General features: G+C 45.8%; 24 protein-coding genes. 15 read left to right on the forward strand and 9 right to left on the reverse strand.

What is annotated here, in order from left to right:
- Positions 1-83: 83 nt before the first annotated feature.
- On the reverse strand, positions 84-1,163 hold the full coding sequence (gene serC / locus M1D98_RS05340) for a 3-phosphoserine/phosphohydroxythreonine transaminase (protein WP_456280064.1): 1,080 nt from the start codon (positions 1,161-1,163) through the stop codon (positions 84-86).
- A 146-nt stretch (positions 1,164-1,309) separates the two neighbouring features.
- Positions 1,310-1,747 carry an HIT family protein gene (locus M1D98_RS05345; RefSeq protein ID WP_010329252.1) on the reverse strand — a complete coding sequence of 146 codons (438 nt, stop codon included), beginning with the start codon at positions 1,745-1,747 and terminating at the stop codon, positions 1,310-1,312.
- A gap of 484 nt (positions 1,748-2,231) precedes the next feature.
- Between M1D98_RS05345 and ecsA the strand changes: the two genes are divergently transcribed.
- From ecsA to M1D98_RS05360, 3 genes are read left to right on the forward strand one after another with little or no spacing between them, the layout of a single operon-like run.
- On the forward strand, positions 2,232-2,975 hold the full coding sequence (gene ecsA, locus M1D98_RS05350) for an ABC transporter ATP-binding protein EcsA (RefSeq protein ID WP_010329253.1): 744 nt from the start codon (positions 2,232-2,234) through the stop codon (positions 2,973-2,975).
- Positions 2,968-4,194: an ABC transporter permease gene (locus M1D98_RS05355; RefSeq protein WP_456280065.1), complete on the forward strand. Its 1,227-nt coding sequence runs from the start codon at positions 2,968-2,970 to the stop codon at positions 4,192-4,194. The genes ecsA and M1D98_RS05355 overlap by 8 nt, the downstream gene beginning before the upstream one ends.
- Positions 4,195-4,214: 20 nt before the next feature.
- Positions 4,215-4,925: an EcsC family protein gene (locus tag M1D98_RS05360; protein ID WP_456280066.1), complete on the forward strand. Its 711-nt coding sequence runs from the start codon at positions 4,215-4,217 to the stop codon at positions 4,923-4,925.
- A 17-nt stretch (positions 4,926-4,942) separates the two neighbouring features.
- Here the strand turns inward: M1D98_RS05360 and M1D98_RS05365 are convergent, their stop codons facing one another.
- The 4 genes from M1D98_RS05365 to hmoB form a co-directional block, all read right to left on the reverse strand.
- Positions 4,943-6,133, reverse strand: a complete 1,191-nt coding sequence (locus M1D98_RS05365) for a M20 family metallopeptidase (RefSeq protein WP_456280067.1) — start codon at positions 6,131-6,133, stop codon at positions 4,943-4,945.
- A 67-nt stretch (positions 6,134-6,200) separates the two neighbouring features.
- Positions 6,201-7,592, reverse strand: coding sequence for a hypothetical protein (locus M1D98_RS05370; protein WP_456280068.1), 1,392 nt, complete (start codon positions 7,590-7,592; stop codon positions 6,201-6,203).
- A 67-nt stretch (positions 7,593-7,659) separates the two neighbouring features.
- Positions 7,660-7,980: a hypothetical protein gene (locus tag M1D98_RS05375; RefSeq protein ID WP_456280069.1), complete on the reverse strand. Its 321-nt coding sequence runs from the start codon at positions 7,978-7,980 to the stop codon at positions 7,660-7,662.
- A 43-nt stretch (positions 7,981-8,023) separates the two neighbouring features.
- Positions 8,024-8,524: a heme-degrading oxygenase HmoB gene (gene hmoB / locus M1D98_RS05380; protein WP_456280070.1), complete on the reverse strand. Its 501-nt coding sequence runs from the start codon at positions 8,522-8,524 to the stop codon at positions 8,024-8,026.
- A gap of 122 nt (positions 8,525-8,646) precedes the next feature.
- On the opposite strand from hmoB, the gene M1D98_RS05385 reads away from it, so the two are divergent.
- From M1D98_RS05385 to M1D98_RS05410, 6 genes are all read left to right on the forward strand, one after another.
- Positions 8,647-10,791, forward strand: coding sequence for a transglycosylase domain-containing protein (locus M1D98_RS05385; RefSeq protein WP_121642249.1), 2,145 nt, complete (start codon positions 8,647-8,649; stop codon positions 10,789-10,791).
- Positions 10,792-10,917: 126 nt separating this feature from the next.
- Positions 10,918-11,979, forward strand: a complete 1,062-nt coding sequence (hemE, locus tag M1D98_RS05390; protein ID WP_010329261.1) for a uroporphyrinogen decarboxylase — start codon at positions 10,918-10,920, stop codon at positions 11,977-11,979.
- 72 nt (positions 11,980-12,051) lie between these two features.
- Positions 12,052-12,984 carry a ferrochelatase gene (gene hemH / locus M1D98_RS05395; RefSeq protein WP_121642250.1) on the forward strand — a complete coding sequence of 311 codons (933 nt, stop codon included), beginning with the start codon at positions 12,052-12,054 and terminating at the stop codon, positions 12,982-12,984.
- Positions 12,985-12,998: 14 nt separating this feature from the next.
- Positions 12,999-14,411 carry a protoporphyrinogen oxidase gene (hemY, locus tag M1D98_RS05400; protein WP_456280071.1) on the forward strand — a complete coding sequence of 471 codons (1,413 nt, stop codon included), beginning with the start codon at positions 12,999-13,001 and terminating at the stop codon, positions 14,409-14,411.
- A gap of 145 nt (positions 14,412-14,556) precedes the next feature.
- A complete protein-coding gene (locus M1D98_RS05405) occupies positions 14,557-15,132 on the forward strand; it encodes a TetR/AcrR family transcriptional regulator (RefSeq protein WP_010329264.1) in 576 nt (191 codons plus the stop codon).
- Positions 15,133-15,202: 70 nt separating this feature from the next.
- Positions 15,203-17,530 carry a YhgE/Pip family protein gene (locus M1D98_RS05410; protein ID WP_456280072.1) on the forward strand — a complete coding sequence of 776 codons (2,328 nt, stop codon included), beginning with the start codon at positions 15,203-15,205 and terminating at the stop codon, positions 17,528-17,530.
- A 247-nt stretch (positions 17,531-17,777) separates the two neighbouring features.
- On the opposite strand, the gene fabHB is transcribed toward M1D98_RS05410, so the two are convergent.
- Complete coding sequence (fabHB, locus tag M1D98_RS05415; RefSeq protein WP_121642253.1) at positions 17,778-18,755, reverse strand: beta-ketoacyl-ACP synthase III FabHB; 978 nt, start codon at positions 18,753-18,755, stop codon at positions 17,778-17,780.
- A 130-nt stretch (positions 18,756-18,885) separates the two neighbouring features.
- Here fabHB and M1D98_RS05420 point away from each other — a divergent pair, with 130 nt between their 5' ends.
- The 3 genes from M1D98_RS05420 to M1D98_RS05430 all read left to right on the forward strand — a co-directional run bounded on the left by M1D98_RS05420 (position 18,886) and on the right by M1D98_RS05430 (position 21,536).
- Positions 18,886-19,662 carry a YhfC family intramembrane metalloprotease gene (locus tag M1D98_RS05420; RefSeq protein WP_121642254.1) on the forward strand — a complete coding sequence of 259 codons (777 nt, stop codon included), beginning with the start codon at positions 18,886-18,888 and terminating at the stop codon, positions 19,660-19,662.
- 413 nt (positions 19,663-20,075) lie between these two features.
- Complete coding sequence (locus M1D98_RS05425) at positions 20,076-21,116, forward strand: M42 family metallopeptidase (RefSeq protein ID WP_121642255.1); 1,041 nt, start codon at positions 20,076-20,078, stop codon at positions 21,114-21,116.
- Positions 21,117-21,128: 12 nt separating this feature from the next.
- Positions 21,129-21,536 (forward strand): ASCH domain-containing protein, encoded by a 408-nt coding sequence (locus M1D98_RS05430; RefSeq protein ID WP_010329270.1) that lies wholly within the window; start codon positions 21,129-21,131, stop codon positions 21,534-21,536.
- A 36-nt stretch (positions 21,537-21,572) separates the two neighbouring features.
- On the opposite strand, the gene gltT is transcribed toward M1D98_RS05430, so the two are convergent.
- A complete protein-coding gene (gene gltT / locus M1D98_RS05435) occupies positions 21,573-22,862 on the reverse strand; it encodes a glutamate/proton symporter GltT (protein WP_010329271.1) in 1,290 nt (429 codons plus the stop codon).
- A gap of 265 nt (positions 22,863-23,127) precedes the next feature.
- On the reverse strand, positions 23,128-23,265 hold the full coding sequence (yhfH, locus tag M1D98_RS05440) for a protein YhfH (protein ID WP_010329272.1): 138 nt from the start codon (positions 23,263-23,265) through the stop codon (positions 23,128-23,130).
- A 157-nt stretch (positions 23,266-23,422) separates the two neighbouring features.
- Here yhfH and M1D98_RS05445 point away from each other — a divergent pair, with 157 nt between their 5' ends.
- From M1D98_RS05445 to M1D98_RS05455, 3 genes are all read left to right on the forward strand, one after another.
- Entirely contained in the window at positions 23,423-24,157 is a 735-nt protein-coding gene (locus M1D98_RS05445) for an MBL fold metallo-hydrolase (protein ID WP_456280073.1), read from the forward strand.
- 12 nt (positions 24,158-24,169) lie between these two features.
- Entirely contained in the window at positions 24,170-25,165 is a 996-nt protein-coding gene (lplJ, locus tag M1D98_RS05450; RefSeq protein WP_456280074.1) for a lipoate--protein ligase LplJ, read from the forward strand.
- A gap of 64 nt (positions 25,166-25,229) precedes the next feature.
- Positions 25,230-25,874 (forward strand): SDR family oxidoreductase, encoded by a 645-nt coding sequence (locus M1D98_RS05455; protein ID WP_456280075.1) that lies wholly within the window; start codon positions 25,230-25,232, stop codon positions 25,872-25,874.
- The last annotated feature ends 72 nt before the right edge of the window (positions 25,875-25,946 follow it).

Here is a 25,946-nt window from a genome sequence, read left to right on the forward strand (position 1 = left end):
TATGCTCGTCATTTATTGCGAAGGCTTAAAGAATGTATTATGCAAACAGTATACCAAACGAACGGTTTGCATAGCCAGACCTTTTACTCATTTTCCTGCTGGAATTTCTTCATGAACGCAGCTAATTTTTCACAGTCTTCTAGGGACACAGCATTATAAATGGAAGCGCGGCAGCCTCCTACTGAACGGTGTCCGCCGAGGCCGATCATTTTTGCTTCTTTTGCTTCCTGAACGAAAGTTTTCGTTAATTCGTCTTTACGAAGCGTGAAGGTAACATTCATGCGTGAGCGGCTGTCCTTTCTGGCATGCCCTTTATAGAATCCGTTGCTTTCATCAATACAGCTGTAGAGAACCTGCGCTTTTTGTTCATTACGCTGTTCAGCAGCTTCTACACCGCCGTTTTCTTTCAGCCATTCCAAAACAAGGCTCAGCATGTAAATCGCAAATGTCGGCGGCGTGTTGTAAAGTGAATCCGCTTTGACATGCGTTGAATACGTCAGGATTTTTGGAACGTTCGCATTTTCTTTTTCTAGCCACGTTTTTTTCATGATGACAACAGTCACACCGGAAGGGCCAAGGTTCTTTTGGGCGCCTCCGTAGATCACGTCAAACTTGGACACGTCGATTTTTCTGCTTAGAATATCGCTGGACATGTCGGCGACGAGCGGGATTGGGGAATTCGGGAAATCCTGCCACTGTGTGCCGAAAATCGTATTGTTGGACGTGATATGTACATACGCGCCGTCTTTTATATCTGTAAGGTCAACTTCAGGAATAAAGCTGTAATTGTCTGCTTCACTTGTAGCTGTCACAGAGGTGTTCCCAAACAGCTTTGCTTCAGCGAGGGCTTTTTCGGACCAAGCCCCGGTCATCACAAAATGCGCGGTTTTTTCAGGTGTTAAAAAGTTCATCGGAAGCATTGAGAATTGAAGGCTTGCCCCGCCTTGAAGAAACAAAATATCGTAATCTTCCGGGATGCCCATCAGTTCCATTAAAAGGCTTTTCGCTTTTTGGTGCACCGCTTCATACTCTTTGCTGCGGTGGGAAAGCTCCATAACAGACATGCCGGAGTTGTTAAAATCAATAAATTCGTTCTGTGCTTTTTGCAGAACTTCCAATGGCAGCGCTGCAGGACCTGCGTTAAAATTCGTTGTACGTTCCATCATGATCCTCTCCCTGTTTTCCACGTTAATGTATAAAATAATACAATTATCCTATCACAAAAATTCAGTTTTTTGATAAAAAATTAGAATAATCAAAAGAAATTGACAGGTGTTTGCGAAATGTTCACAAATAAAATAACCTCATCTTATGATGAGGCCAGGCGTTTCGCGATAGAGGAAGAGATGCTCTGCAGATCCTCCGGTTTGTAGTCTTCAGCGTGTGTTTTCCAAACCGCTCCGAATCCGTCTCCTTTTCCGTAGCGCGGGATAATATGCATATGGTAATGGAAAACAGATTGTCCGGCTTTTTCGCCGTTATTATTCAGCGTATTTAAGCCGATCGGTTCGAATTCATCCCGAATAGCGCGGGCGATTTTCGGAACAGCGTGAAAATATTGTTTTGCTAATTCGTCGGTAAACTCATACACATTTTCAATATGTGTTTTTGGAATGACAAGCGTATGGCCCTTAGTCACTTGGCTTATATCAAGAAAAGCCAGTACATGCTCATCTTCATACACCTTTGCGGACGGGATGTCGCCGGCGATAATTTTACAAAAGATGCAATTCTCTTCACAATGCATGAGGGTTCCTCCTTATGAAATTGTTTCGTATGTATACACTCATCGTACCACAGAAATGCAGAAAATAGAAAACAGGATGAACGGCGAGCGTTCACCCTGAATGCAGAGGAAGAGCTTATGTGAAGAAAATGTGATATGCCTTTGGTAAGCACCTCATTTGTCGATAAAATGAAGACTTGTTAATGCTTAACGATTCCTGCGATAAACACCTCATTTGACAATTTGCTTCATAGAAGAATTCATCAAGTTCAGTGAAGAGAAATGGTTTGAGCATTGGACATGTTTATTTTCTATCCAACTGTATCTAAGACGTCTTTGACAAACACCTCATTTTTCAGTTGATATGCTTTTCCTCTACAACTATTATCATGTCCAGAACCCTGTCTCTTTATGACAGCAAATTCACGATATGTTAAAAGGGAATTGTTTCAAATCAGGCTTTGTTTTTGGTACTATGAAGAAAAACAATATAAGGGGAGAAATTATGTCTCTGCTATCGGTAAAAGACTTGACCGGCGGATATACAAGAAATCCGGTTTTAAAACGTGTATCATTTACCCTTGAACCAAATCAAATTGTCGGCTTAATTGGGCTGAACGGTGCTGGCAAAAGTACAACAATCAGACATATCATCGGGCTGATGGACCCGCACAAAGGATCAATCGAATTAAATGGGAAAACCTTTGCTGAGGATCCGGAAGGCTACCGTTCACAATTCACTTATATACCTGAAACACCCGTTTTATATGAAGAGCTGACGCTAATGGAACATCTTGAATTAACAGCCATGGCATACGGTATCTCAAAAGAAACAATGGAGAAAAGGCTGCCGCCGCTTTTAAAGGAATTCCGAATGGAAAAGAGGCTGAAGTGGTTCCCGGCTCATTTCTCTAAAGGAATGAAGCAGAAGGTGATGATCATGTGCGCATTTTTGGCAGAGCCTGCGCTCTACATCATCGATGAGCCTTTTCTAGGGCTTGATCCGCTTGCGATAAACGCGCTGCTTGAGCGGATGAATGAAGCGAAAAAAAGCGGGGCAAGCGTCCTGATGTCAACACATATTTTGGCAACGGCTGAGCGCTATTGCGATTCGTTTATTATTTTACATAACGGCGAGGTGCGGGCGCGCGGCACGCTGTCCGAACTGAGAGAGCAGTTTGGAATGAAGGACGCGGCGCTGGACGATTTGTACCTTGAGCTTACGAAGGAAGACGCTGGCCATGAATAATATGCTAGATATTTGGCAGTCGCGGCTGCAGGAGCATATGAAAGAAACAAGGATGTATATGAAATATATGCTCAATGATCACTTGGTCATTGTTTTGATCTTTTTTCTAGCGGGCGCCGCAAGCTGGTACAGCAAATGGATACGGGACATTCCTGCTCAATTCCCGTCCTTCTGGGTGCTGGCCGTGCTGTTTTCGCTCGTGTTGACGAGCTCTTATGTACGGACGCTTTTGAAGGAGGCTGACCTTGTCTTCTTATTGCCGCTAGAATCCAAAATGGAGCCTTACTTGAAGCAGGCGTTTGTTTATAGTTATGTGTCTCAGCTGTTTCCGCTGATTGCACTGAGCATCGTTGCGATGCCGCTTTATTTCGCTGTCGCACCAGGGGCTTCGCTCGCATCGTATGCGGCAGTCTTCGTCCAGCTTTTGCTGCTGAAAGCGTGGAATCAGGTGATGGAATGGCGTGCGACCTTCCAAAATGACCGAGGCATGAAACGGATGGGTGTCATCATTCGCTTTGCGGCGAATACACTTGTTCTTTATTTCGTTTTCCAGTCTGTTTATATGTATGCGCTTGTGGTTTATGTCATTATGGCAGCTCTATATCTGTATATGTCTTCGGCAGCAAAACAGAAAACGTTTAAATGGGAGAGCCATATTGAGTCCGAATTGAAACGGAAACAGCGATTCTATCGGATTGCCAACCTGTTCACTGATGTGCCGCATTTACGAAAGCAAGCGAAACGCAGGGCGTATCTCGACTTTTTGCTGCGTCTCGTGCCGTTTGAACAGCGCAAAACGTTTGCCTACATGTTCACCCGCGCTTTTTTGCGTTCAAGTGATTATTTGGGCATCCTCGTCAGATTGACGGTCATTTTCGCGCTGATCATTATGTATGTATCGGCAAGCCCGCTCATAGCAGGTGTTCTGACTGTGTTTGCCATTTTCATTACGGGTGTTCAGCTTCTGCCGCTGTTCGGCCATTTTGACCATTTGGCGCTTCAAGAGCTTTACCCTGTGAAAAAAGAAACGAAGCGGAAAAGCTATTTCTCTTTATTGAAAACAGCACTTAGCGTACAAGCGCTGCTAATGTCTGCGGCTTCTGCCTACGCTGCCGGCTTGACAGGTTTTCTGTACGCGCTGATCGGTTCTGCCATCCTGATCTTTGTTATCCTGCCGTCTTATATGACAACTAGACTGAAAAAACATGGAAAGCTGTGAGTATAAAAAGGGGTAGTCGTATGACAGACAATCAGCTTCTGATCCAGGAAGCCCTTCAATGGAAAATGCATTTTTTGCGTAAGGATTCCATGTTTGAGCGCTTTTCGAAGCGTATACAAACGAAGGTGAATGAGCGAATTCCTGAAAAAATCCATACGGTCGTTACCGAGAGTGTGAAAAAAATGGTAGAAGCGACGATGGCCGGCTCCAATATCATTACCTATAAGAAGGATACAAGCGCACTTTCGCTCAGTGAAAAAAATGAACTGGCGAAAAAAACGATTGCTTCCTATCAAAAAGTGGCGGCTGCTGAGGGGGTCGGCACCGGTGCGGGCGGCATTTTTTTAGGGATGGCCGATTTTCCGCTGCTGCTTTCTATTAAGATGAAGTGTTTATTTACCTTATCCTCCATTTACGGCTTTGATGTGAAGGATGCACAGGAAAGAATGTTTTTGCTCCTTGTGTTTCAGCTTGCATTTTCGAGTGATGACTGCCGCAAATCGCTGTTTGCTGTCATCGACAATTGGGAGGCGGAGAAAAAAAGTATCGACTGGAGAGTGTTTCAGCAGGAATATCGCGATTATATCGACATCATAAAGCTTTTGCAGCTTTTGCCCGGAGTAGGTGCGGCAGTCGGCGGAATTGCCAATTATAAGCTGCTTTCTCAGCTTGGGGAGACGGCAAGACACGTTTTTCATCTGAGAATGGTAAAGGAAACAGCCGGAGACTAAACACGCCGGCTGTTTTTTTATAGCTTATAATAGGTGATCGCGGCACCTGCAAGCACCTTTGCTGCTGTCAGCATTGCTTTTTCATTGATATCGAATTTCGGATGATGATGGGAAAAGACGCGCTCCGGCTGTTCAGGGGCGGCTCCTGTAAAGAAAAAAGTCCCTTTGACGTTTTGTAAGTAATAAGCAAAATCCTCACCGCCCATTTGCGGTTCACCGTCAATGACCTGCTGAACGCCCTCGATGTTTTTGGCGATGTTGGCCAGGTGGCTCGTTTCGGCAGGATGGTTCACAACTGCCGGATAGCCTCGTTCATAATTGTACTCATAGGAGGCGCCGTGCATGCTGCACACCCCTTTAACAACGGCTTCAATTTCTTTCTCCAGCATGCTGCGGACATTATCGTCAAACGACCGCGCTGTGCCGATGAGTGTTGCTTGATCTGCGATAACATTAAACGGATTGTCGGCGATGAAAGAGCCAACCGAAATGACGGCGGATTGAATCGGATTGACTTTGCGGCTGACAATGTGCTGCAAAGAGGAAACAATCTGCGAGCCGATCAGGACGGCGTCTTTTGTATCTTGCGGGTGAGCGCCATGGCCGCCCTTCCCGTAAATGTTGATCGTAAATCGGTCTGCCGCCGCCATCACGGCGCCGGGGCGGCAGAGAATGGTTCCGAGCGGCTCAGTCGCCCAAAGATGCGTGCCGAATATCACATCCGCGTTGTCGAGACAGCCGTCATCTATCATTGGCTTTGCGCCTCCCGGATGATATTCTTCCGCATGCTGGTGGATCATCACAAATGTTCCCTTCAGCTCATGCCTATTTTGGTGAAGGACCTTCGCCACTGCGAGAAGAGCTGCCGTATGGCCGTCATGGCCGCATGCATGCATGACACCTGGCACTTTGGAGGCGTAAGGAACATCTTTTTCATCTTGAATGGGAAGGGCGTCAAAGTCGGCCCGCAACGCCACGGTAGGGCCGGGTTCGCTTCCTTCTACATATGCCAAAACCCCTCTGCCGCCAACGTTCGTACGGATCGGGACACCTAATGATTCATAATAGGACGCAATAAATGCGGCGGTTTTTTCTTCTTGAAACGAGAGCTCAGGATACATATGAAAATGGCGCCTGATCTCGACCATTTCTTCAAAACAGCCGTCGAGCTGTTTATTTATTTCTTTCTGCAGTGTGGATATAGACAAAACCGCTTCCCCCTTTTTCTGCTTTTCCATGATTGTATAGAAAAAGTCTGAATATTTCAACTTGGTTTCAAAGCAATGCAATGGCTGCGATGGTTGTCACTGAAAGGCCAATTGCGACGGGAATGAAGTTTTTTCTGGCAAGCTCAAAAGGATCAACTTTGCAAATGGCCGCGGCGGGAATCAGCGCCCATGGGACCAGAGTTCCGCCGCCCACCCAGATGGCAGATATTTGTCCGAGTGCTGTCAGAATGGCTGGATCAGCATGAAGAGCGGACGAAAAGAGGCTGGCGATAGAGCCGGCTAGAGAAATGCCTGAAAACCCTGATCCGTCGAGACCGGTTATTGCTCCAACGGCAGTTAAAGCAACAGCGGCAAGCTCCTTTGACATAGGCATCATGTGGGATAAAGCATAACCGAGATCATTGACAATACCGTGGGAACTTGTAGGGAGTGCAGTGCCTAGTATGCTTTCAAAGCCTGAGTCGCCAAGGTAAAAAAAAGCGGCAATCGGAATGACGGGACCGAAAACCTTAAAGCCGAACTGGAACCCATCAATAAAATAACCGGTGATTTTTTCAAGCCCTTGTTGCTTATACACGAGAAAATGGACGGTCAGGAGGATGCAGATCGCAGTCCCGCCGATTAACGCGGTCGCCTCATTTCCCTGCAGATTAACCAGAAGCATGCAGGCGATATCGCCAAGAAAGACAAGCGGAATCAAAAATGCCAATATGGACCGCAGGCGTTTTGGTAAGTACATCGAGGTGTCTTGTTCTTCGGAACGTCCGGGGGAAATAGAAGTCGGACCCAGCTGTTTTTTGCGTTCGCGCTGAATCATGATAAAAGCTGCAGTTGTAGTGGTCACGCCCATAATCAGCACAAGGGGAATACTCGCTGAGATGACATCACCGACTGGAATGCCTGCCGCATCGGCTGTCAGCTTCGGTGCCGCCTGAATGACAAAGTCTCCGGACAGAGCAAAACCGTGCCCGAATAAATTCATGGCCATGGCGGCGGCGATTGGCGGCAACCCTGCACGGGCGGCGGCCGGGAGCAGGACGGCGCCGATCAAAGCGACACCCGGAGAAGGCCAGAAGAAGAGAGAAATGACGAACATCAGGCCGCCAATCAGCCAGTAGGCTGTTACAGGTCCTTTCACAAGGCTTGCAAAAGGGGAGATCATCGCTTCATTTATCCCTGTTTTTGTTAACAAATCACTCATCGAGACGATAAAACAAATGATGAAAATCGTGGGCAGCAGTTCACCGGCCGCGTAGATAAGGCTATGGAATAAACTGCTGACAGAAGCTGAAAGTGAATGGCTGGACCATAGCGATATCATAAATATGCCGAATAAGGAAATAAAGGTTGTATCTTTCCGCAGCAGCATAAATAGGATAATCGCCCCGATAAAAATCACATAAAGAACGTGGACAGGCAAAATCCCGACTTCCATCATTGATCACTCCTTCCGCTTCCTACAGATTATTCATAGGCGGGCGGAAGGTGCGGGACAGAAGGCGGGGTTATGAGGGGAGATCATGAACATTGATTTGTTTGAGCTGCTCAAGCAACTGCTGTTTTAACACTCTATTCGCTTTTTGCTGATGCTTCGGGAAGCTTTCAGGAGAAAAAATTACGGCGCCATCAGCAAGCCAATTCTTTCTGTAGGCGATGATGCTTTCCGATGGCTCTAAATAGGAACCATCCTCCCGCAGCATCTCATAATCGTCAAATCCGAACTGGAAACCGCAGCATGGGCAAATGTCATAAGAATGATGCCCTTGCTTATCATATGCCGGTTCAGTCAGTCCATGAAAGCCGCAGACTGGGCAAGTATAGTTCATTTTGCTTTCCTCCCAATAAAAAAGCTGCCGGACATGCTGGCAGCTATTCGACAGCGAAATATGTGGTGACATACGAAGGCCGGGAGAAGATCGACGTTGTGTCAATACCGGCAGACGTGCCGCGTTTTTTGTGGGCTTCTTTGTATGAGCCTGACTGTTGCCAGTCCTGAAAGGCTCTTTCTGTTTCCCACAAGGTCAGAATGACGTACGTATCACTGTCAAGCGGACGGAGCACACGAATTGCTTCAAAACCGGGCTCATTTTCGACTTTTCCCGCTCTGTTTTTAAATCTGTTTTCAAACAGCGGACGCCCTTCCTGAGTGACAGCAATATTGTTCAAGACGGCAAAACCCGGGTTTTTCATCTCGCCGGCTTTGTCAATCACTTCATAAGCACGGGGGGCCTGAAAAACGGTATCTCCGTTTGTTTCGTGGATCAAAATCGCGTTTTCCTGCCCCTGCATCAAAAGGATATGTTCCGAGGGATGATTCTTTACGATCGTTTTTAAAAAATCGGCTGTCCCATATGTAATATATACCTTCATATCAGCCACCTCCTGCTTGCTAGTATATCAAAACAATGGTATAAGTTTCTATTGGCGAGTGCTTTGAACATAATTCCAAACAATTTTTCCCATACTACCTTTTAGAAAGGCGAGGTGAGTTCATGTTTAAGGTGAAGAAAAAGAAACTATTTATACCCATGATTATTTTAGTGTTAACTGCTTTTCTCGCTTTAATAGGATATATTTCAATTATTTTTCTCGGGCATTATGTCATAGATGAAAAGAAGCTGATTCTTCATGCCTCTTCAAAAATTGTCGATCAAGACGGAGTTGAGGTTGCCAGCCTGTATACAGAAAATCGTGAGCCGGTCTCGATCAACGAGATTCCGGAGCGGGTCAGAGAAGCGTTTATCGCTGTTGAGGATAAAAGGTTTTATGAGCATCACGGCATTGATGCGAAATCTGTCGGTAGGGCGGTGTACCGCGATATCCTTGCAGGCGGAAAGGTGGAAGGCGGAAGCACGATCACCCAGCAGCTTGCCAAAAATATTTTTCTGACACACGACAAAACGTTTTTAAGAAAAACAAAAGAAGTGATCATTGCGATCAATCTTGAACGGGATTACAGCAAGGACAAGCTGCTGGAAATGTATTTGAACCAGCTCTACTTCGGGCATGGGGTCTACGGCATACAAGCGGCGTCCCATTATTACTTCAATAAAGAAGTACAAGATTTAACTGTATCCGAAGGCGCGGTGTTGGCGGCTATTCCGAAGGCGCCTTCCACGTATTCTCCTGTTTTGCACCCTGATAAAAGCAAGGAGCGGCGTGATACAATTCTCGGCATGATGAATGACCAAGGCTACATCAGTGCGAAAGAGGCTGTCAGCGCGCAGGGCCGGACGCTCGGACTGAACGTGAAGAAACAGTCGGAAACCCCTTGGTTTGACAGCTATATTGATCTGGTGATTGAAGAGGCGGAGGACAAGTACTCGATTTCCGGAGAGCAGCTTCTTCAAGGCGGATACACGATCAAGGTGCCGCTTGATTCGAAGCTTCAGAAGACGGCTTATCAGGTGATGAAGCAGGGAAGCTATTATCCTGGAACAGATCAGAATGCTGAAGGAAGCGCCGTCTTTATCAATAATAAGACAGGCGGTGTGGAAGCGGCGATCGGCGGAAGGGAATACACATCCAAAGGATATAACCGCGTCACAGCTGCACGCCAGCCGGGTTCCACATTTAAGCCGCTTGCGGTATACGGACCTGCGATGCAGGAAAAGAAATTCAAGCCATATTCTCTATTGAAGGATGAGCTGCAATCATACGGAGATTATATACCGAAAAACTATGACAGCCGGTATGAGGGCGAAGTGACCATGTCTGACGCTATCACGTACAGCAAAAACGCGCCGGCTGTCTGGACGCTGCATGAGATCGGAGTCGAAACGGGAAAATCTTATTTGAAAGCAAATGGCATCGATATCCCTGATGAAGGGCTTGCCCTTGCACTCGGCGGTTTGCAAAAAGGCGTTTCACCGCTCCAGCTTGCCGGTGCGTTTCATACGTTTGCCGCGAATGGAATGTATATTGAGCCGTATTTTATTTCCAGCATAGAGGATGAAGACGGAGAAACGATAGCTGACCATAAAGAAGAAGGAAAGCGGGTATTCAGCAAGCAGACGTCCTGGAATATGACGAGAATGCTGCAGCAGGTGGTCAAAGAGGGAACGGCTACGTCAGGAACTTATCACGGCGACCTGGCGGGGAAAACAGGTTCTACTTCTTATACAGGTGTCTCCGGCGCGACGAAGGATGCCTGGTTTGCCGGCTATACGCCAAAACGAACCGGGGCTGTCTGGATGGGCTATGACAAAACGGACCATGACCATTATTTAAAAGGCGGGAGCGCGTATCCGACGAGATTGTATAAAGATATTTTGACACAAGCTGGAGAAACCGGTGAAGTATTTACGAAGCCTAAAAACGTCAAAGAACTGGAAAGCCCGATTAAACTGGAGCCGGTCAAAACGTTGACAGCGGATTACACATTCAAAGCCGCGGGGCTGTTTACCGTTGAATTAAAATGGGATGCGCAAAAGGATGATCGGACGGTATACAGAATTTATGTTAATAAAGATGGCGCGGAGACGCTTCTTGATTCAGTTGAAGGAAAGGGCAGCTATGAAATCCCTTATGCCAACTTGTTTTCAGGCGCTTCTTATAAAATAGTGCCTTATAATACACAGACAAAAAGAGAAGGGGAAGGAACCGATTACGTTCGGCCGAAATTGTTTTCCTCTTAATGGAATTGGAATTCGGCGATTTTTTGAACTTTGAGCCTCATTTCTATACCATTTGCCCAAAACGAGGTATAGTGTAATGGTCAAGAAACACGAACGTATGGTTGCAGGATGAAAGGTGGAAATCAGATGAGTAAACGAGAAACGTTTAACGAAACGTTTTTAAAAGCTGCACGGGGAGAAAAAGCGGACCACACGCCTGTATGGTATATGAGACAAGCAGGGCGCTCACAGCCTGAGTACCGTAAGCTGAAGGAAAAATACGGATTGTTCGAGATTACCCATCAGCCCGAACTTTGTGCATATGTCACAAGACTGCCGGTTGAGCAATACGGAGTCGATGCCGCAATCCTTTATAAGGATATCATGACGCCGCTGCCGTCAATCGGAGTGGATGTTGAAATCAAAAACGGGATCGGGCCTGTGATTGATCAGCCGATCCAGTCTCTGGCGGATATTGAAAAACTGGGCCAGATTGATCCGGAACAGGACGTGCCGTACGTGCTAGAGACGATTAAACTGCTTGTCAATGAGCAGCTGAACGTCCCGCTCATCGGTTTCTCAGGTGCGCCTTTTACGCTTGCCAGCTACATGATCGAAGGCGGTCCGTCGAAAAACTATAATAAAACAAAAGCCTTCATGTACAGCATGCCAGATGCATGGAACCTGTTGATGAATAAGCTCGCCGATATGGTCATCGTGTATGTGAAAGCGCAGATTAAGGCAGGCGCAAAAGCGATTCAAATCTTTGATTCGTGGGTCGGCGCGCTGAATCAAGCGGACTACAGAACATACATCAAACCCGTGATGAGCCGGATCTTTTCAGATCTTCGAGAGGAGAATGTGCCGCTGATCATGTTTGGTGTCGGCGCCAGCCATCTGGCAGGGGATTGGCATGACCTTCCTCTCGATGTTGTCGGGCTTGATTGGAGACTCGGCATTGATGAAGCCAGAGCAAAAGGCATCACGAAAACAGTGCAGGGCAATCTGGACCCGTCCATTTTGCTTGCGCCATGGGAAGTTATTGAGAAGAAAACGATGGAAATACTGGATCAAGGCATGAAATCGGACAGCTTTATTTTCAACCTTGGACACGGGGTATTTCCTGACGTCAGTCCTGAGGTTTTGAAAAAACTGACAGCATTTGTCCATAAATATTCACAAAACCAAAAAACGAGCCAATATTCCTAAGCGTATCTTTTGGTATCTGAATGATATCCTGTCAAAATGTTAGTAGCAGATTAATTAAAGAGGGTGTAAACAGTGAGTAGAAAGAAAATGGGACTTCTCGTTATGGCGTACGGCACGCCTTATAAAGAAGAAGATATTGAACGTTATTATACACATATTAGAAGAGGCAGAAAGCCTGAACCTGAGATGCTTCAAGATTTGAAAGACAGATATGAAGCAATTGGCGGCATTTCACCGCTTGCCAAAATCACAGAAGAACAAGCGCATCAGCTTGAACAGCACTTAAATGAGATTCAGGACGAGATTACGTTTAAAGCGTATATCGGACTGAAGCATATCGAGCCGTTTATTGAAGATGCTGTGGCAGAGATGCATAAGGACGGCATAACAGAAGCGGTCAGCATCGTGCTGGCACCGCATTTCTCCACGTTCAGCGTGCAGTCCTACAACAAACGTGCCAAAGAAGAAGCTGAAAAACTTGGCGGCTTAACAATTACGTCTGTTGAAAGCTGGTACGATGAACCGAAGTTCGTGAAATACTGGGTTGACCAAGTGAAGGAAACATATGCCTCAATGCCTGAGACTGAAAAAGAAAACGCGATGCTTATCGTATCCGCGCACAGTCTGCCGGAAAAAATCAAAGAATTTGGAGACCCGTACCCGGATCAGCTTCATGAATCGGCGAAATTGATTGCTGAAGGCGCAGGCGTTTCCGAATATGCTGTCGGCTGGCAAAGCGAAGGGAACACGCCTGATCCTTGGCTCGGGCCTGATGTACAGGATTTAACACGTGATTTATTCGAACAAAAAGGATATCAGGCATTTGTGTATGTCCCTGTCGGATTTGTCGCAGACCATTTAGAAGTGCTATACGATAATGATTATGAATGCAAAGTGGTCACGGACGATATCGGCGCAAGCTACTACCGGCCGGAAATGCCGAATGCCAAGCCGGAATTTATTGATGCTTTAGCAACAGTTGTATTAAAAAAATTAGGACGTTAAAGAAGGCGATGAACATGAGTGACGGCAAAAAACATGTAGTCATCATCGGCGGCGGCATTACCGGTTTAGCCGCCGCCTTCTATATGGAAAAAGAAATCAAAGAAAAAGATCTGCCGATTGAGCTGACGCTTGTTGAGGCGAGTCCGAGAGTTGGCGGGAAAATCCAGACTGTCAACAAAGACGGCTATATCATCGAACGAGGGCCTGACTCATTTCTGGAACGAAAGAAAAGCGCTCCGCAGCTTGTCAAAGATCTAGGGCTTGAACATTTGCTTGTCAACAATGCGACCGGACAATCCTATGTGCTTGTAAACCGCACCTTGCATCCGATGCCGAAGGGCGCCGTGATGGGCATACCGACAAAAATCGCGCCGTTCGTATCAACCGGCCTGTTTTCTGTGTCTGGGAAGGCAAGAGCCGCGATGGATTTCATCTTGCCCGCCAGCAAATCAAAAGACGACCAGTCATTGGGAGAATTTTTCCGCAGACGTGTGGGGGATGAAGTGGTAGAGAATTTAATTGAGCCGCTTCTATCAGGCATCTACGCAGGCGACATTGATAAGCTCAGCCTGATGTCGACATTCCCGCAATTTTACGAGACGGAACAAAAGCACAGAAGCTTGATTCTCGGCATGAAAAAAACACGTCCTCAGGGCTCCGGCCAGCAGCTGACGGCTAAAAAACAAGGGCAGTTTCAAACCCTGTCAACCGGTTTGCAGACCCTTGTCGAAGAGATCGAAAAGCAATTAAAGCTGACGAAGATAATCAAAGGCACAAAAGTGATGAAGATCGGCCGCGGCGGCGCTGGCTACTCGCTCGAGCTGGATAACGGCGTCACACTTGATGCTGAATCAGTGATTGTGACTGCTCCGCATAAAGCGGCTGCAGGAATGCTTTCAGAGCTTTCTTCTATTTCCAATTTGAAACATATGCACTCCACATCCGTGGCAAATGTCGCCTTGGGCTTCCCTGAAGGCGCCGTCCAAATGGAGCATGAGGGTACGGGCTTTGTGATTTCAAGAAACAGTGATTTCGCGATCACAGCCTGTACGTGGACGAACAAAAAATGGCCGCACGCAGCGCCGGAAGGCAAAACGCTGCTTCGGGCCTATGTGGGGAAAGCCGGAGACGAATCCATTGTCGATCTCTCGGATACCGACATTATCAACATTGTGTTAGAAGACTTAAAGAAAGTCATGAACATCAATGGGGAGCCGGAAATGACATGTGTCACCCGCTGGCATGAAAGCATGCCGCAGTACCATGTCGGCCATAAACAGCGCATCAAAGAGCTTCGCGAAGAACTGGCCACCGCATATCCGGGTGTCTATATGACAGGTGCTTCTTTTGAAGGTGTCGGAATACCAGACTGCATCGATCAAGGAAAAGCCGCCGTGTCTGACGCGCTCACCTATTTATTCAGCTAAAACCCTCCGCTGCGGCGGAGGGTTTTTTGGCGGGCGATGTCAATATTGTGTAAAAAATGATTGAATTGATCAGCGGGTTATGATACATTTGCATATGTACTTAATGACTAAAATGTTCAAATGGTCAGTTTCGAGGTGATAGACAATGTCAATAGATCGAAAAAAGCTCATTTTAGAGGCTGCCACAAAGTCTTTCACGCAGTTCGGTTATAAAGCGACGACAATGGACCTAGTGGCAAAGCTTGCGAATGTGGGGAAGGGAACCATTTATACCTTTTTCAAAAACAAAGAAGAGCTGTTTGACGAGATTTTCACAACTTTATTGAAGGAAATGAAGCAGAAAGCGGACGAAGCGATGGAGCCGGATCTTCCGTTCCATGAAAATGTGCACAGAGCGCTGTTTGCTATTCTTGAATTCAGGAAAACACATCAGCTGACGATCAAGATTTTCCAAGAAAACGCTGAAATTGGTACAATGGCCGTTCAGGATGTAATCCAAAAAATGGAGCGGGGTATTCTCTCTTATATGAAAGATAAGATAGAAAACGGGATCAAAAGCGGTGCAATCAAGCCATGCGACCCTGAGCTGACAGCTTTCGTGATGCTGAAGCTTTATATCGCACTCATTTTTGATTGGGAAAAACAACATCCCCCGCTTGATAAACAGACAATTGCGGAACTGCTTGAATTGTATGTTGTGAAAGGATTGTCAGCCAACTAGATAATCCTTTCTTTTTGTAAGAAAATGACCATTTTTTATGATGAGTCAGTTTTAGAATGGAGGCATCAGGATGAACACAATACGAAGTCAGTGGAAAGACATCGTAACGAGTAAAAAATTATTAATTCCCATCATTGCCATTTTGTTTGTCCCGCTTATTTACAGCGGTGTGTTCTTAAAGGCTTATTGGGACCCATACGGCACGGTTGACCAGCTCCCTGTCGTTGTCGTCAACCAAGACAAAGGGGCAACCTATGAAGGAGAAAAACTCCAAATTGGTGATGATCTGGTCGAAGAATTAAAGGACAATGACAACTTTGAATGGCATTTTTCCAGTGATCTCGACCAATCGTTAAAGGACTTATTAAATCAAAAATACTATTTGGTTGTCGAGATTCCCGAGGATTTCTCTAAGAATGCCAGCACGGTATTGGACAAAAATCCGAAAAAGCTGGATCTGAAATACCATACGAATGCCGGTTCGAACTATGTAGGGGCGACGATCGGTGAAAAAGCGATTGATAAACTAAAAGCCTCTGTTTCTAAAGAAGTGACCGAGCAATATACGAAAGTTATTTTTGATAACTTTAAAGATCTAGCAAAAGGTTTGAGCGACGCGAGCAGCGGCGCGAAAAAAATTGATGACGGCACGAAGGATGCGAAAAACGGAAGCGCCCAGCTGAAAGAAAATCTGGAGAAGCTGAAGGAAAGCACCGCTACCATCAGTGATAAAACGGCGCAGCTCGCAGATGGAGCGGCACAGGTGACAAGCGGCATCCAATCGCTTGACAGCTCGCTTGGAAAATTCCAGGACAGCAGCAATACGATTTATGAAAACTCAGGGAAGCTTGCGGCAGGATCAGGCGAGCTGACGGGCAAGATGAATGAACTGCTTGGCGGCCTTCAAAACGTGCAGCAAGGGTTGCCTAATCTCACAAACGGGCTGGATCAGCTCAACAGTAAAGTCCAAGAAGGTTCTGAGAAGGCAGCAAAAGCGGAAAAGATCATCAATGCGCTCGATTTAACGAAGCTTGAAACCGCAGTGAACAACCTGGAAAATTCAGAAACAGCGATGAAGGAATTCCATAAACAGCTGACCGACTTTGAAAACAGCTTGAAAAACCGTGATCAGGCATTTAAAAATCTCATCAACTCAAGCGATTTTTTAACAGCGGAACAGAAAAGCCAGCTGATCCATTCTGTTGAGAAACAGCTTCCGCAGGTGGATGCGCCTAATTTTGATCAAATCTTAAGCCAAATGCCTTCAGCTGATCAGCTGCCGGACATTTCAGCGATGAAAAGCTCTCTGGAAGATGTGAAAACGCAGGTGGCGCAGCTGAAAGCTATGCCGGAAGCTACATCTAAGCTATATAACGGCGCAAAAGCGACTCAAGATGCGATTGACAAATTAACTGAGGGAGCTGAGAAGATACACACGGCTTCACAGCAGCTGACAGATGGCCAAAATAAACTGACAGCCGGTATCGGTGAATATAATAAGCAGTTTGCAAAAGCAAAAGCGGGTTCAGAGCAATTGGTGACAGGAAGCAGCCAAGTATCCGGCGGCTTGCTGAAACTATTAGACGGCTCTAAACAAGTCCAAAACGGATCATCAAAACTCGCAGACGGATCTGAATCTCTTGATACAGGTTTAGGCAAGCTGTTGGACGGCACAGGAGAGCTGTCTAGTAAACTGAAGGACGCGGCAGATCAAACAGGTGATATCGATGCTGACGATCAAACATACGGCATGTTTGCTGATCCGGTTAAAACCGATGACAACGCCATTCATTCCGTTCCTAACTACGGTACAGGGCTGACACCCTATATTCTGTCTATGGGCTTGTATGTCGGCGGCATCATGCTCACGGTGGTCTTCCCGCTGAAGGAAGCATCAGGACGTCCGAGAAACGGCTTTGAGTGGTTCTTCAGCAAATTTAATGTCATGATGCTCGTTGGAATCATTCAATCGGTCATTGTGGCGACGGTTCTTTTGCTCGGAATCGGCCTCGAGGTTGAGAGCACGTGGAGATTTTACGTGTTTACGATGATTACGAGTCTCGCATTCCTGGCAATGATTCAATTTTTGGCCACAACGATGGGCAATCCGGGGCGATTTATCGCAGTCATTATTTTAGTGCTGCAGCTTGGAGCGAGCGGAGGAACCTTCCCGTTAGAATTGCTTCCGAATTTCTATCAAGTCATTCACGGCGTATTGCCGATGACCTACAGCATTAACGGATTCAGAGCGGTCATTTCAAACGGGGATTTTGGCTACATGTGGCAGATGGCCGGCGTCTTAATCGGCATCGCCCTCGTTATGATTTTGCTGAGCATTACTTATTTTGTCATGTTAAGCCGGAAGGAAGAAACTTCAGAAGAACAGCCGGCTTTATAATGAAAAAGAACTTGTTTCCTCGAAACAAGTTCTTTCAGCGTGTCGACAAACCCTCGCATTCGTTGTCAGTCCTGCGCGTCGGTGCTCACGAATTCCAACATTCGCTGTGCTCCGATGCTCGTCCTTCCTAGACTTCAAGGGTTTTCAATCACGCTGAAAAAATGACAAAGACCTAAAACGAAAACCGTTTTAGGTCTTTGTCTACAATCTGAAAGAACTTGTTTCCTCGAAACAAGTTCTTTTTTTATTACATGCCCCATTTGACAAGTAATCCTGTATAGGTTAATCCGCCGCCAAATCCAAACAGCATCACGGTTTGATCTTTTTTCAGCTTACCGGCTTTCACTGCGAGATCAAGTGCCAAAACAATTGAAACAGAAGACGTGTTTCCGAAATATTCGACACTGGTGAGTGTTTTTTCGATCGGGAACGGTGTTTTTTCACAAATTGATTCGATCATGCGCAAGTTGGCGCTGTGAGGGACAAACCAATCCAGCTCGCCGCTTGTCAGACCTGCCTGCTGCAAAAGGCGTTCAAATTCGTGGGGAACGGTTCTCACTGCCCATTTATACACTTCACGGCCATTTTGGACCATTTTTCCGGAATCGGCAAGTGGAACTCCATTCAGTTCATTCCGCAGTCCGGCACGATACAAGATATCTCCGCCGTTCCCGCTTGTTCCTTGGACAGATGCAAGAAACCCAGACGTTTCTTCATCTCGTTCAACTAACAGCGCACCCGCCGCGTCGCCAAACAGTACGCATGTCGTTCGATCGGTATAATCTGTTACTTTTGATAGTGTTTCTCCGGCGATGACGAGAATTTTTTGATGAAGGCCGGATGTGATCAATCCATTAGCCAAATGAAGGCCGTATGTCAGCCCGGCGCACGTCGCATTAATATCCAGGGCGCCTGTGTGTTCCCAGCCGAAATATTCCTGCACGCGGCATGCCGTGCTCGGGAAGGCATAGTCAGATGTTGTTGTGGCAACGAGGATCATATCGACATTATCAAGTGTCCCTTCATAACGGCTCTTAAGATCCTTCACCGCTTCGATGCATAAATCAGAGGTGAACTGCTGCTCATCGGCTATTCGGCGTTCTCTCATTCCTGTGCGCTGAACAATCCATTCATCTGACGTGTCAACGATCTTTTCTAAGTCAGCATTGGTTAAGCGCCTGATCGGTGCATAGGTGCCGATAGCTGTAATGTTTGCTTTTGACATATGAATCACTCCTTGTGATCAGATTATAACACTAGATATTAGTATCTGGTACTAAAAAAGGAGGATTTTCCGTAAAAAAAGAGAAAAAGTGAAATAAAGAATCTATAAATGAGAAAAAGGAGGCTGAACAATGGTCAGTCAAGATGCAGTAGTCTTTATGGCAGTATCGGGGGCTATTGCGTTTTTGTTGCCGATCGGACTGATCGTATGGTTTAAGCGTCAGTACGGCTCTTCGCTAAAGGTGTTTTTTATCGGCGCCCTCACGTTTTTTGTTTTTGCTCAGCTGTTGGAGGGCGGCGTTCATGTTTATGTGCTACAAGTGAATGAAGTGACAAAAGAAGCTATGCGAAATCCATTGTGGTATGGCATTTACGGTTGCTTGATGGCCGGAATCTTTGAGGAATGCGGAAGGTATATCATGATGCGTTTTTTGATGAAGCGCCATTATTTTTGGGCGGATGGACTGGCTTTCGGAGCAGGCCATGGCGGGCTTGAGGCCATACTGATAACAGGCTTGTCCTCTATCTCACTTATTGTCTATGCAGTTGCGATCAATAGCGGAACATTTGAACAGCTTTTCATCAATGATGATATCAAGCAGGCGCTTCTGCCGATTCAGGAACAGCTGCTGCATACGCCTTCGTATGAATGGCTGCTGGGCGGAATAGAAAGAATCAGTGCGATTGCTGTCCAAATCGGGTTGTCCCTGCTTGTCCTGTATGCGGTTAAAAGCCGCCGGCCGCAGTTTTTGCTGTTTTCTATCCTTTTCCATGCGCTCTTTAATGTACCGGCGGTTTTATACCAAAAAAGAATCATTGAACATGCCGCTGCTGTTGAAATCATTATTGCTCTTATAGCTGCCGTATCAGTCTATTGGATCGTGAAAGCAAAAAGGCTGTTTCAATAAAAAGTCCAAGCAGCAGCAAAGCCCGCTTGGAAAAATGCAGATAGAAATATACCTGAAGCATGGGTTAACAGAATATTTCTGATTCAGTCTTTACCAATGGCAGCAACAGTGTCTGTGTTTTTTACAAGAGAAACAATCGTGTTTCTTTTTCTTCTTCTCGCAAGGGTCATGGCATTCTTTCTTTTTCTTGCAATGGCCGTGGAAATCTTTATCGAACCACTCGTCAAAGAACCAAAACGCATCAAACCAATCGTGACAATGATGTTTCCGTTCATGTGAATGACGACAGCACATAGATATCCCTCCTATTCCCATGCTCTCTACAGCATATGAGAGATTCATAGGAAAAGATTGGACGGGTCCCTCAGGAAAAGAGTATATTTTAAATAAGAATCTAAAAGGAGGAATGCCCGATGACGTCCGTACGTAAAACGATGGAGCTCATTAAAGAACTTGTATCAATCCCAAGTCCCACAGGAAATACATATGAGGTGATCAATTATATTGAAAACCTTTTAAGAGAATGGAAGGTAGAAACGGTTCGGAATCATAAGGGCGGCTTAATTGCCACCCTTCCAGGCCGCGACACATCCCGGCACCGCATGCTGACGGCGCACGTTGACACGCTCGGCGCCATGGTGAAAGAAATTAAAGCTGACGGCCGGCTGACAATCGATTTGATCGGCGGTTTCCGCTACAACTCGATTGAGGGGGAGTATTGCCAAATTGAGACCGCCTCGGGAAAAACGTATACAGGCACCATTTTAATGCATCAAACGTCTGTACACGTTTACAAGGATGCAGGAAAAGCTGAACGGAATCAAGAGAATATGGAGATCCGCCTGGATGAGCCTGTTCACTGCCGGAAAGATACAGAAGAGCTCGGCATTGGCGTGGGAGATTTTGTGTCGTTTGATCCCCGCGTCGAGATCACATCAAGCGGATTTATTAAATCGCGCCACTTGGATGACAAAGCAAGCGTTGCTTTATTGTTGCGCTTAATCCATCACATTCAAACAGAAGACATTGAGCTTCCGTATACAACTCATTTTCTGATTTCAAATAATGAAGAAATTGGGTACGGCGGCAACTCGAATATTCCTCCTGAAACAGTCGAATATTTGGCGGTCGACATGGGGGCTATCGGTGACGGACAGGCGACAGATGAATATACAGTATCCATCTGTGTGAAGGATGCGAGCGGGCCGTACCATTATCAGCTGAGAAAACATTTAGTCCATTTAGCCGAGAAGCATCATATCGACTATAAGCTTGATATTTATCCATACTATGGGTCGGATGCGTCAGCGGCGATTAAATCCGGGCATGATATTGTTCATGGCCTGATCGGGCCGGGAATTGACGCCTCGCATGCGTTTGAACGCACTCATCAATCATCTCTTCGCCATACGGCCAAGCTTCTGTATTACTATGTACAGTCAGAAATGGTGTAAGGGGGAGGGCGAATGAAGATTTATGAGCTGAAAAGCACATTTGGCTGGGAGGGTGATGACGGCTTGGGGGAACAGCTGATTCAGCAAATCCTAACCGGCGAAAAAACAGCCACGTGCGCGCCGAAATCATTATATTCCAAAGATGAATTGAGTGAAGTGTATCAAACAGCGGGGCAGCTTGTGACCGTTTATGATAAGGATGGCAATCCGAGATGCAATATAAAAGTGACAGATATATTTGAAACGACCTTTGGAGCGCCTGATATGAGGTTAGTCAAAGGAGAGGGAAATGAAGAGCGAATTGAGGAGTTTCAGAAAGACCATCTGATGGCGTGGGCGGAGCTGATCCAAAACGGTGAACTAGAGCTGAATGAGGATACCGTTTTGATTACAGAGCTGTTTAAGCTTGTTCATGATTAAAAAAGCCTGCGGGGCACGAACCCCGCAGGCTTTTCATTAACCGGAAATGGTTGCGTTTTGGTCTGTTTTTGCTTGGGACATGACGGTTTCTGCTTTCGCAGGATTAAACATGCCTTCCCATTTAGACATCACAACGGCAGCTAGTGCGTTACCAGTCAGGTTGACAACTGTGCGTGCCATGTCCATGATCCGGTCTACGCCGGCAATAAAGGCAAGTCCTTCAGCCGGAACGCCGATCGTGCCAAGTGTCGCCAGCAAGACGACAAAAGAAGTACCGGGCACGGCAGCCATCCCTTTAGATGTGACCATGAGGACGAGGACAAGCGTAATTTGGTGCCAAATCGTCAAATCAATACCGTATACCTGTGCCAAAAACAGCGCGGCAATCGATTGATAGAGAACGGAACCGTCTAAGTTAAACGTATATCCGATTGGAATGACAAATGACACAATGCCTTTCGGGCAGCCGATTTTCTCCATTTTTTCCATGATGCGCGGAAGAACGGTTTCAGAGCTGGACGTACTGAACGCCAGTAAGATTTCGTCCTTCATGTAAGCAAGGAATTTGAAAATGTTGATGCCGGCAATTTTTGCGACAATTCCAAACACGACAATTAAGAAGAAAGCAAGTGCGACATACACCAATCCGACAAGCTTTCCGAGAGAAAGAAGGGAACCGAGCCCGAATTTAGACACAGTCACTCCGATAAGCGCGAAAACACCGAATGGAGCCACTTTCATCACGAGATTTACAACGTGGAACATGGCATGGGATACACCTTCAAAAAAGGCTAATACAGGCTTTCCTCTTTCGCCGATCGCGGAAATACCCAATGCAAATAGTACCGTAAAGCAAATGATGGCAAGAAGATCTCCTTCAACCAAGGATTGGAAGAAGTTTGTCGGTACAATATGTAAGAACGTTTCAGCTACTGTTTTATTACTTTGCTCTTTTTCAGTTTCGACATATTGACTGATGTCTGATTTTTGAGCTTCGTGTATATTAACTCCTGTACCCGGGTGGAAGATGTTTGCAAGTGCGAGTCCGAGAATGATGGCAAAAGTCGTAATGATTTCGAAGTACAGAATCGTTCTGAAGCCTAATTTACCAACTTGCTTTCCATTTCCTGCTCCGGCTACACCGATGATTAAGCTGGAGACAACAATAGGAATCACTATCATTTTGATTAATCGTAAAAAGAGATCCCCGACTGGCTGCAGGTAAGTAGGCAATGCTGGGTTGCCGTACCAAATAACGCCTGCAATGACACCTAGAATAAGTCCAACGAATATTTGTGTGGCTAATCCAAACTTCATTCTTTTCATAGATTACCTCCCAAAAAACAAAGTATCAACATATATCATGAATCGACATATATTTAATCTCACTATTAGATCAAATTATAATAGATATGAAATGAATTCGTCTATAGTAAATTATATTTAGAAAATAAATAATATTGTAAACTGGGACTGAAATCACCATAATTCTCTAAAAACGGGTGATCTTTGACCTAAACTGACTATTATCTCGATATAAAGAATTATGAATTAAAAGAAAATCCCGCGCGTGCTGCGCGGGATTTTCGCTTCATGATAAATCGTTAACTTTTATACAGTCATTGCAGGTATTGCCATAACACTCATGCTGCTCTTCTATTTTTTTTCCGCATTCCGCGCACTTTTTCGAAGGCAGGTTTCTAAAAAAATCTGTGATTTTCCCAAGCATAACCAATCCCTCTTTCCCCTTTGTAGTGATTTGATTGTAATATAACAGATGTGAAAAATCAATAACTGTTTTGATACAATGTTTAAAACATGCTTTTTTAAAGAAAAATGGGTATATTGAAGGAGGATCAATTTTTTAGGGAAAAGAGGAGGACATGATGAAAGTTACAGTTATCGGATGCTATGGCGGTTTTCCGGCCGCCAATGAAGCGACGTCGGGCTATTTGTTTCAGTCAGGTGATTACTCTTTGCTTGTTGATTGCGGCAGTGCCGTATTATCCAAGCTGTTTAACTATGTGCCGGCGGAAAAGCTGGACGCGGTGATTCTGTCTCATTACCACCATGACCATATCGCAGACATCGGGCCGCTGCAATTTGCCAAGCAGGTCGGTTCATTTCTCGGCAAAGGAGAGCATACGCTCCCGATTTACGGACATGATGCTGATATAGAACAGTTTCAAAAGCTTACATATAAAACACATACGAAAGGGATTGCCTATCAGCCAAACCAGCCGCTGACTGCCGGTCCGTTTACGATCACCTTTTTAAAAACGATTCACCCGGTGACGTGCTATGCCATGCGCATTACTGACGGCAGCCATACTGTCGTTTATGCCGCTGATTCCAGCTACCAGGATTCATTTATCCCATTTTCGGAAAATGCCGATTTATTGATCTCTGAATGTAATTTTTATGCTGATCAAGACGGGACAAGCGCAGGCCATATGAACAGCCTGGAAGCCGGGCGAATTGCAAAAGAAGCGGGAGCGCGAGAACTGCTGCTGACGCATTTGCCTCATTTCGGCGTTCATGACAATCTTCGCAAAGAAGCGAAAACCGTTTTTAACGGCGAAGTGAATATTGCGAAATCAGGTTTTGTGTGGGAAGGATAAAGGAGGAGCACCATGTTATTTATCGACAATCAAAATATGAATGATCCGCAGATCAACCTTGCTATCGAGGAGTACTGTGTAAAGCATTTAGACCCTGAACAACAGTATTTGCTTTTTTATGTGAATCAGCCGTCTATTATCATTGGGAAAAACCAAAATACAATCGAGGAAATCAATACAAAATACGTAGAGGAAAACGGGATTACCGTTGTCCGCCGTTTATCAGGCGGGGGCGCTGTTTATCATGATCTGGGGAATTTGAACTTCAGCTTTATTACAAAGGACGACGGAAACAGCTTTCATAACTTCAAAAAGTTCACTGAGCCGGTGATCCAGGCGTTACATCAGCTTGGGGTTGAAGCGGAATTGAGCGGCCGCAACGACATTGTAGTGGATGGCCGGAAAATATCCGGAAACGCCCAGTTTTCGACAAAAGGACGCATTTTCAGCCACGGCACCCTCATGTTTGATTCAGCCATTGATCATGTTGTGTCAGCATTAAAGGTGAAAAAGGATAAAATTGAATCAAAAGGCATCAAATCGATCAGAAGCCGCGTGGCAAACATCAGTGAGTTTCTTCATGAGAAAATGACCACCGAGGAATTCCGCAGCCATTTGCTTCGGTATATTTTTAATACAAATGACATCCAAAACGTGCCAGAGTATAAGCTGACGGAAAAAGATTGGGAGGTCATTCATCAAATTTCGAAAGAGCGTTATCAGAATTGGGATTGGAACTACGGCCGCTCGCCGAAATTTAACCTTAATCATTCAAAACGTTATCCGATCGGGTCGATTGATTTGCGCTTGGAAGTCAAGAAAGGCAAAATTGAGGACTGCAAAATCTTCGGAGACTTCTTCGGTGTCGGTGATGTATCTGAAATCGAAAACCTGCTGGTCGGAAAACAATATGAACGCAGCGTCATTGCTGATGTGCTGGAAGGTGTGAATCTCAAGCATTACTTTGGGAACATTACGAAAGAGGATTTCCTTGATCTGATTTATTAAGGCCAAACACATTGTTTGAAAGAGCGGTTGTGTTTTTGAAATAATGGTGGCAGGAGGGATTCACATGAAAGTGTTGTTAATCGGAGCGAACGGACAAATCGGACAAAGACTCGTTTCTTTATTCCGAGACAATCCTGATCATTCTGTCAGAGCGATGGTCAGAAAAGAAGAACAGAAAGCGTTTCTTGAAGCTGCCGGTGCAGAAGCTGTGCTTGCGAATCTGGAAGGCAGCCCGGAAGAAATCGCCGCCGCGGCGAAAGACTGCGACGCGATTATTTTCACAGCAGGTTCCGGCGGCAGCACAGGCTATGATAAAACGCTGCTGGTGGATCTGGACGGAGCGGCAAAAGCCATTGAAGCTGCGGATATCGCGGGCATCAAGCGGTTTATCATGGTTAGCGCCCTGCAAGCCCACAACCGTGAAAATTGGAATGAATCGCTTAAACCTTATTATGTGGCCAAGCATTATGCTGATAAAATTCTGGAAGCAAGCGGTTTAATCTATACGATTATCCGTCCGGGAGGCCTTCGCAATGAGCCTGGAACGGGAGCTGTTTCAGCGGCCGCCGATTTGGAGCGGGGATTCATTTCTCGTGAGGACGTGGCGAAAACAGTCATTGCCTCTTTAGATGAAACCAATACGGAAAATCGGGCCTTTGATCTGACAGAAGGAGATACGCCGATTGCCGAAGCATTAAAGAAACTATAACAGTACTGACACTCGGGGCTTTTTGCTCTTGAGTGTTTTTTTCTGTTTCTCTATAATGAAGGGGAAAGCTTA

Source organism: Bacillus sp. K7 (assembly GCF_053903245.1).

What these genes read in the sequence shown, in the direction of transcription:
- serC (WP_456280064.1), bottom strand. Translation starts at nt 1,163, where the DNA reads ATGGAACGTACAACGAATTTTAACGCAGGTCCTGCAGCGCTGCCATTG.
- M1D98_RS05345 (WP_010329252.1), bottom strand. Translation starts at nt 1,747, where the DNA reads ATGCATTGTGAAGAGAATTGCATCTTTTGTAAAATTATCGCCGGCGAC.
- ecsA (WP_010329253.1), top strand. Translation starts at nt 2,232, where the DNA reads ATGTCTCTGCTATCGGTAAAAGACTTGACCGGCGGATATACAAGAAAT.
- M1D98_RS05355 (WP_456280065.1), top strand. Translation starts at nt 2,968, where the DNA reads ATGAATAATATGCTAGATATTTGGCAGTCGCGGCTGCAGGAGCATATG.
- M1D98_RS05360 (WP_456280066.1), top strand. Translation starts at nt 4,215, where the DNA reads ATGACAGACAATCAGCTTCTGATCCAGGAAGCCCTTCAATGGAAAATG.
- M1D98_RS05370 (WP_456280068.1), bottom strand. Translation starts at nt 7,592, where the DNA reads ATGATGGAAGTCGGGATTTTGCCTGTCCACGTTCTTTATGTGATTTTT.
- M1D98_RS05375 (WP_456280069.1), bottom strand. Translation starts at nt 7,980, where the DNA reads ATGAACTATACTTGCCCAGTCTGCGGCTTTCATGGACTGACTGAACCG.
- hmoB (WP_456280070.1), bottom strand. Translation starts at nt 8,524, where the DNA reads ATGAAGGTATATATTACATATGGGACAGCCGATTTTTTAAAAACGATC.
- M1D98_RS05385 (WP_121642249.1), top strand. Translation starts at nt 8,647, where the DNA reads ATGTTTAAGGTGAAGAAAAAGAAACTATTTATACCCATGATTATTTTA.
- hemE (WP_010329261.1), top strand. Translation starts at nt 10,918, where the DNA reads ATGAGTAAACGAGAAACGTTTAACGAAACGTTTTTAAAAGCTGCACGG.
- hemY (WP_456280071.1), top strand. Translation starts at nt 12,999, where the DNA reads ATGAGTGACGGCAAAAAACATGTAGTCATCATCGGCGGCGGCATTACC.
- M1D98_RS05405 (WP_010329264.1), top strand. Translation starts at nt 14,557, where the DNA reads ATGTCAATAGATCGAAAAAAGCTCATTTTAGAGGCTGCCACAAAGTCT.
- M1D98_RS05410 (WP_456280072.1), top strand. Translation starts at nt 15,203, where the DNA reads ATGAACACAATACGAAGTCAGTGGAAAGACATCGTAACGAGTAAAAAA.
- fabHB (WP_121642253.1), bottom strand. Translation starts at nt 18,755, where the DNA reads ATGTCAAAAGCAAACATTACAGCTATCGGCACCTATGCACCGATCAGG.
- M1D98_RS05420 (WP_121642254.1), top strand. Translation starts at nt 18,886, where the DNA reads ATGGTCAGTCAAGATGCAGTAGTCTTTATGGCAGTATCGGGGGCTATT.
- M1D98_RS05425 (WP_121642255.1), top strand. Translation starts at nt 20,076, where the DNA reads ATGACGTCCGTACGTAAAACGATGGAGCTCATTAAAGAACTTGTATCA.
- M1D98_RS05430 (WP_010329270.1), top strand. Translation starts at nt 21,129, where the DNA reads ATGAAGATTTATGAGCTGAAAAGCACATTTGGCTGGGAGGGTGATGAC.
- gltT (WP_010329271.1), bottom strand. Translation starts at nt 22,862, where the DNA reads ATGAAAAGAATGAAGTTTGGATTAGCCACACAAATATTCGTTGGACTT.
- yhfH (WP_010329272.1), bottom strand. Translation starts at nt 23,265, where the DNA reads ATGCTTGGGAAAATCACAGATTTTTTTAGAAACCTGCCTTCGAAAAAG.
- M1D98_RS05445 (WP_456280073.1), top strand. Translation starts at nt 23,423, where the DNA reads ATGAAAGTTACAGTTATCGGATGCTATGGCGGTTTTCCGGCCGCCAAT.
- lplJ (WP_456280074.1), top strand. Translation starts at nt 24,170, where the DNA reads ATGTTATTTATCGACAATCAAAATATGAATGATCCGCAGATCAACCTT.
- M1D98_RS05455 (WP_456280075.1), top strand. Translation starts at nt 25,230, where the DNA reads ATGAAAGTGTTGTTAATCGGAGCGAACGGACAAATCGGACAAAGACTC.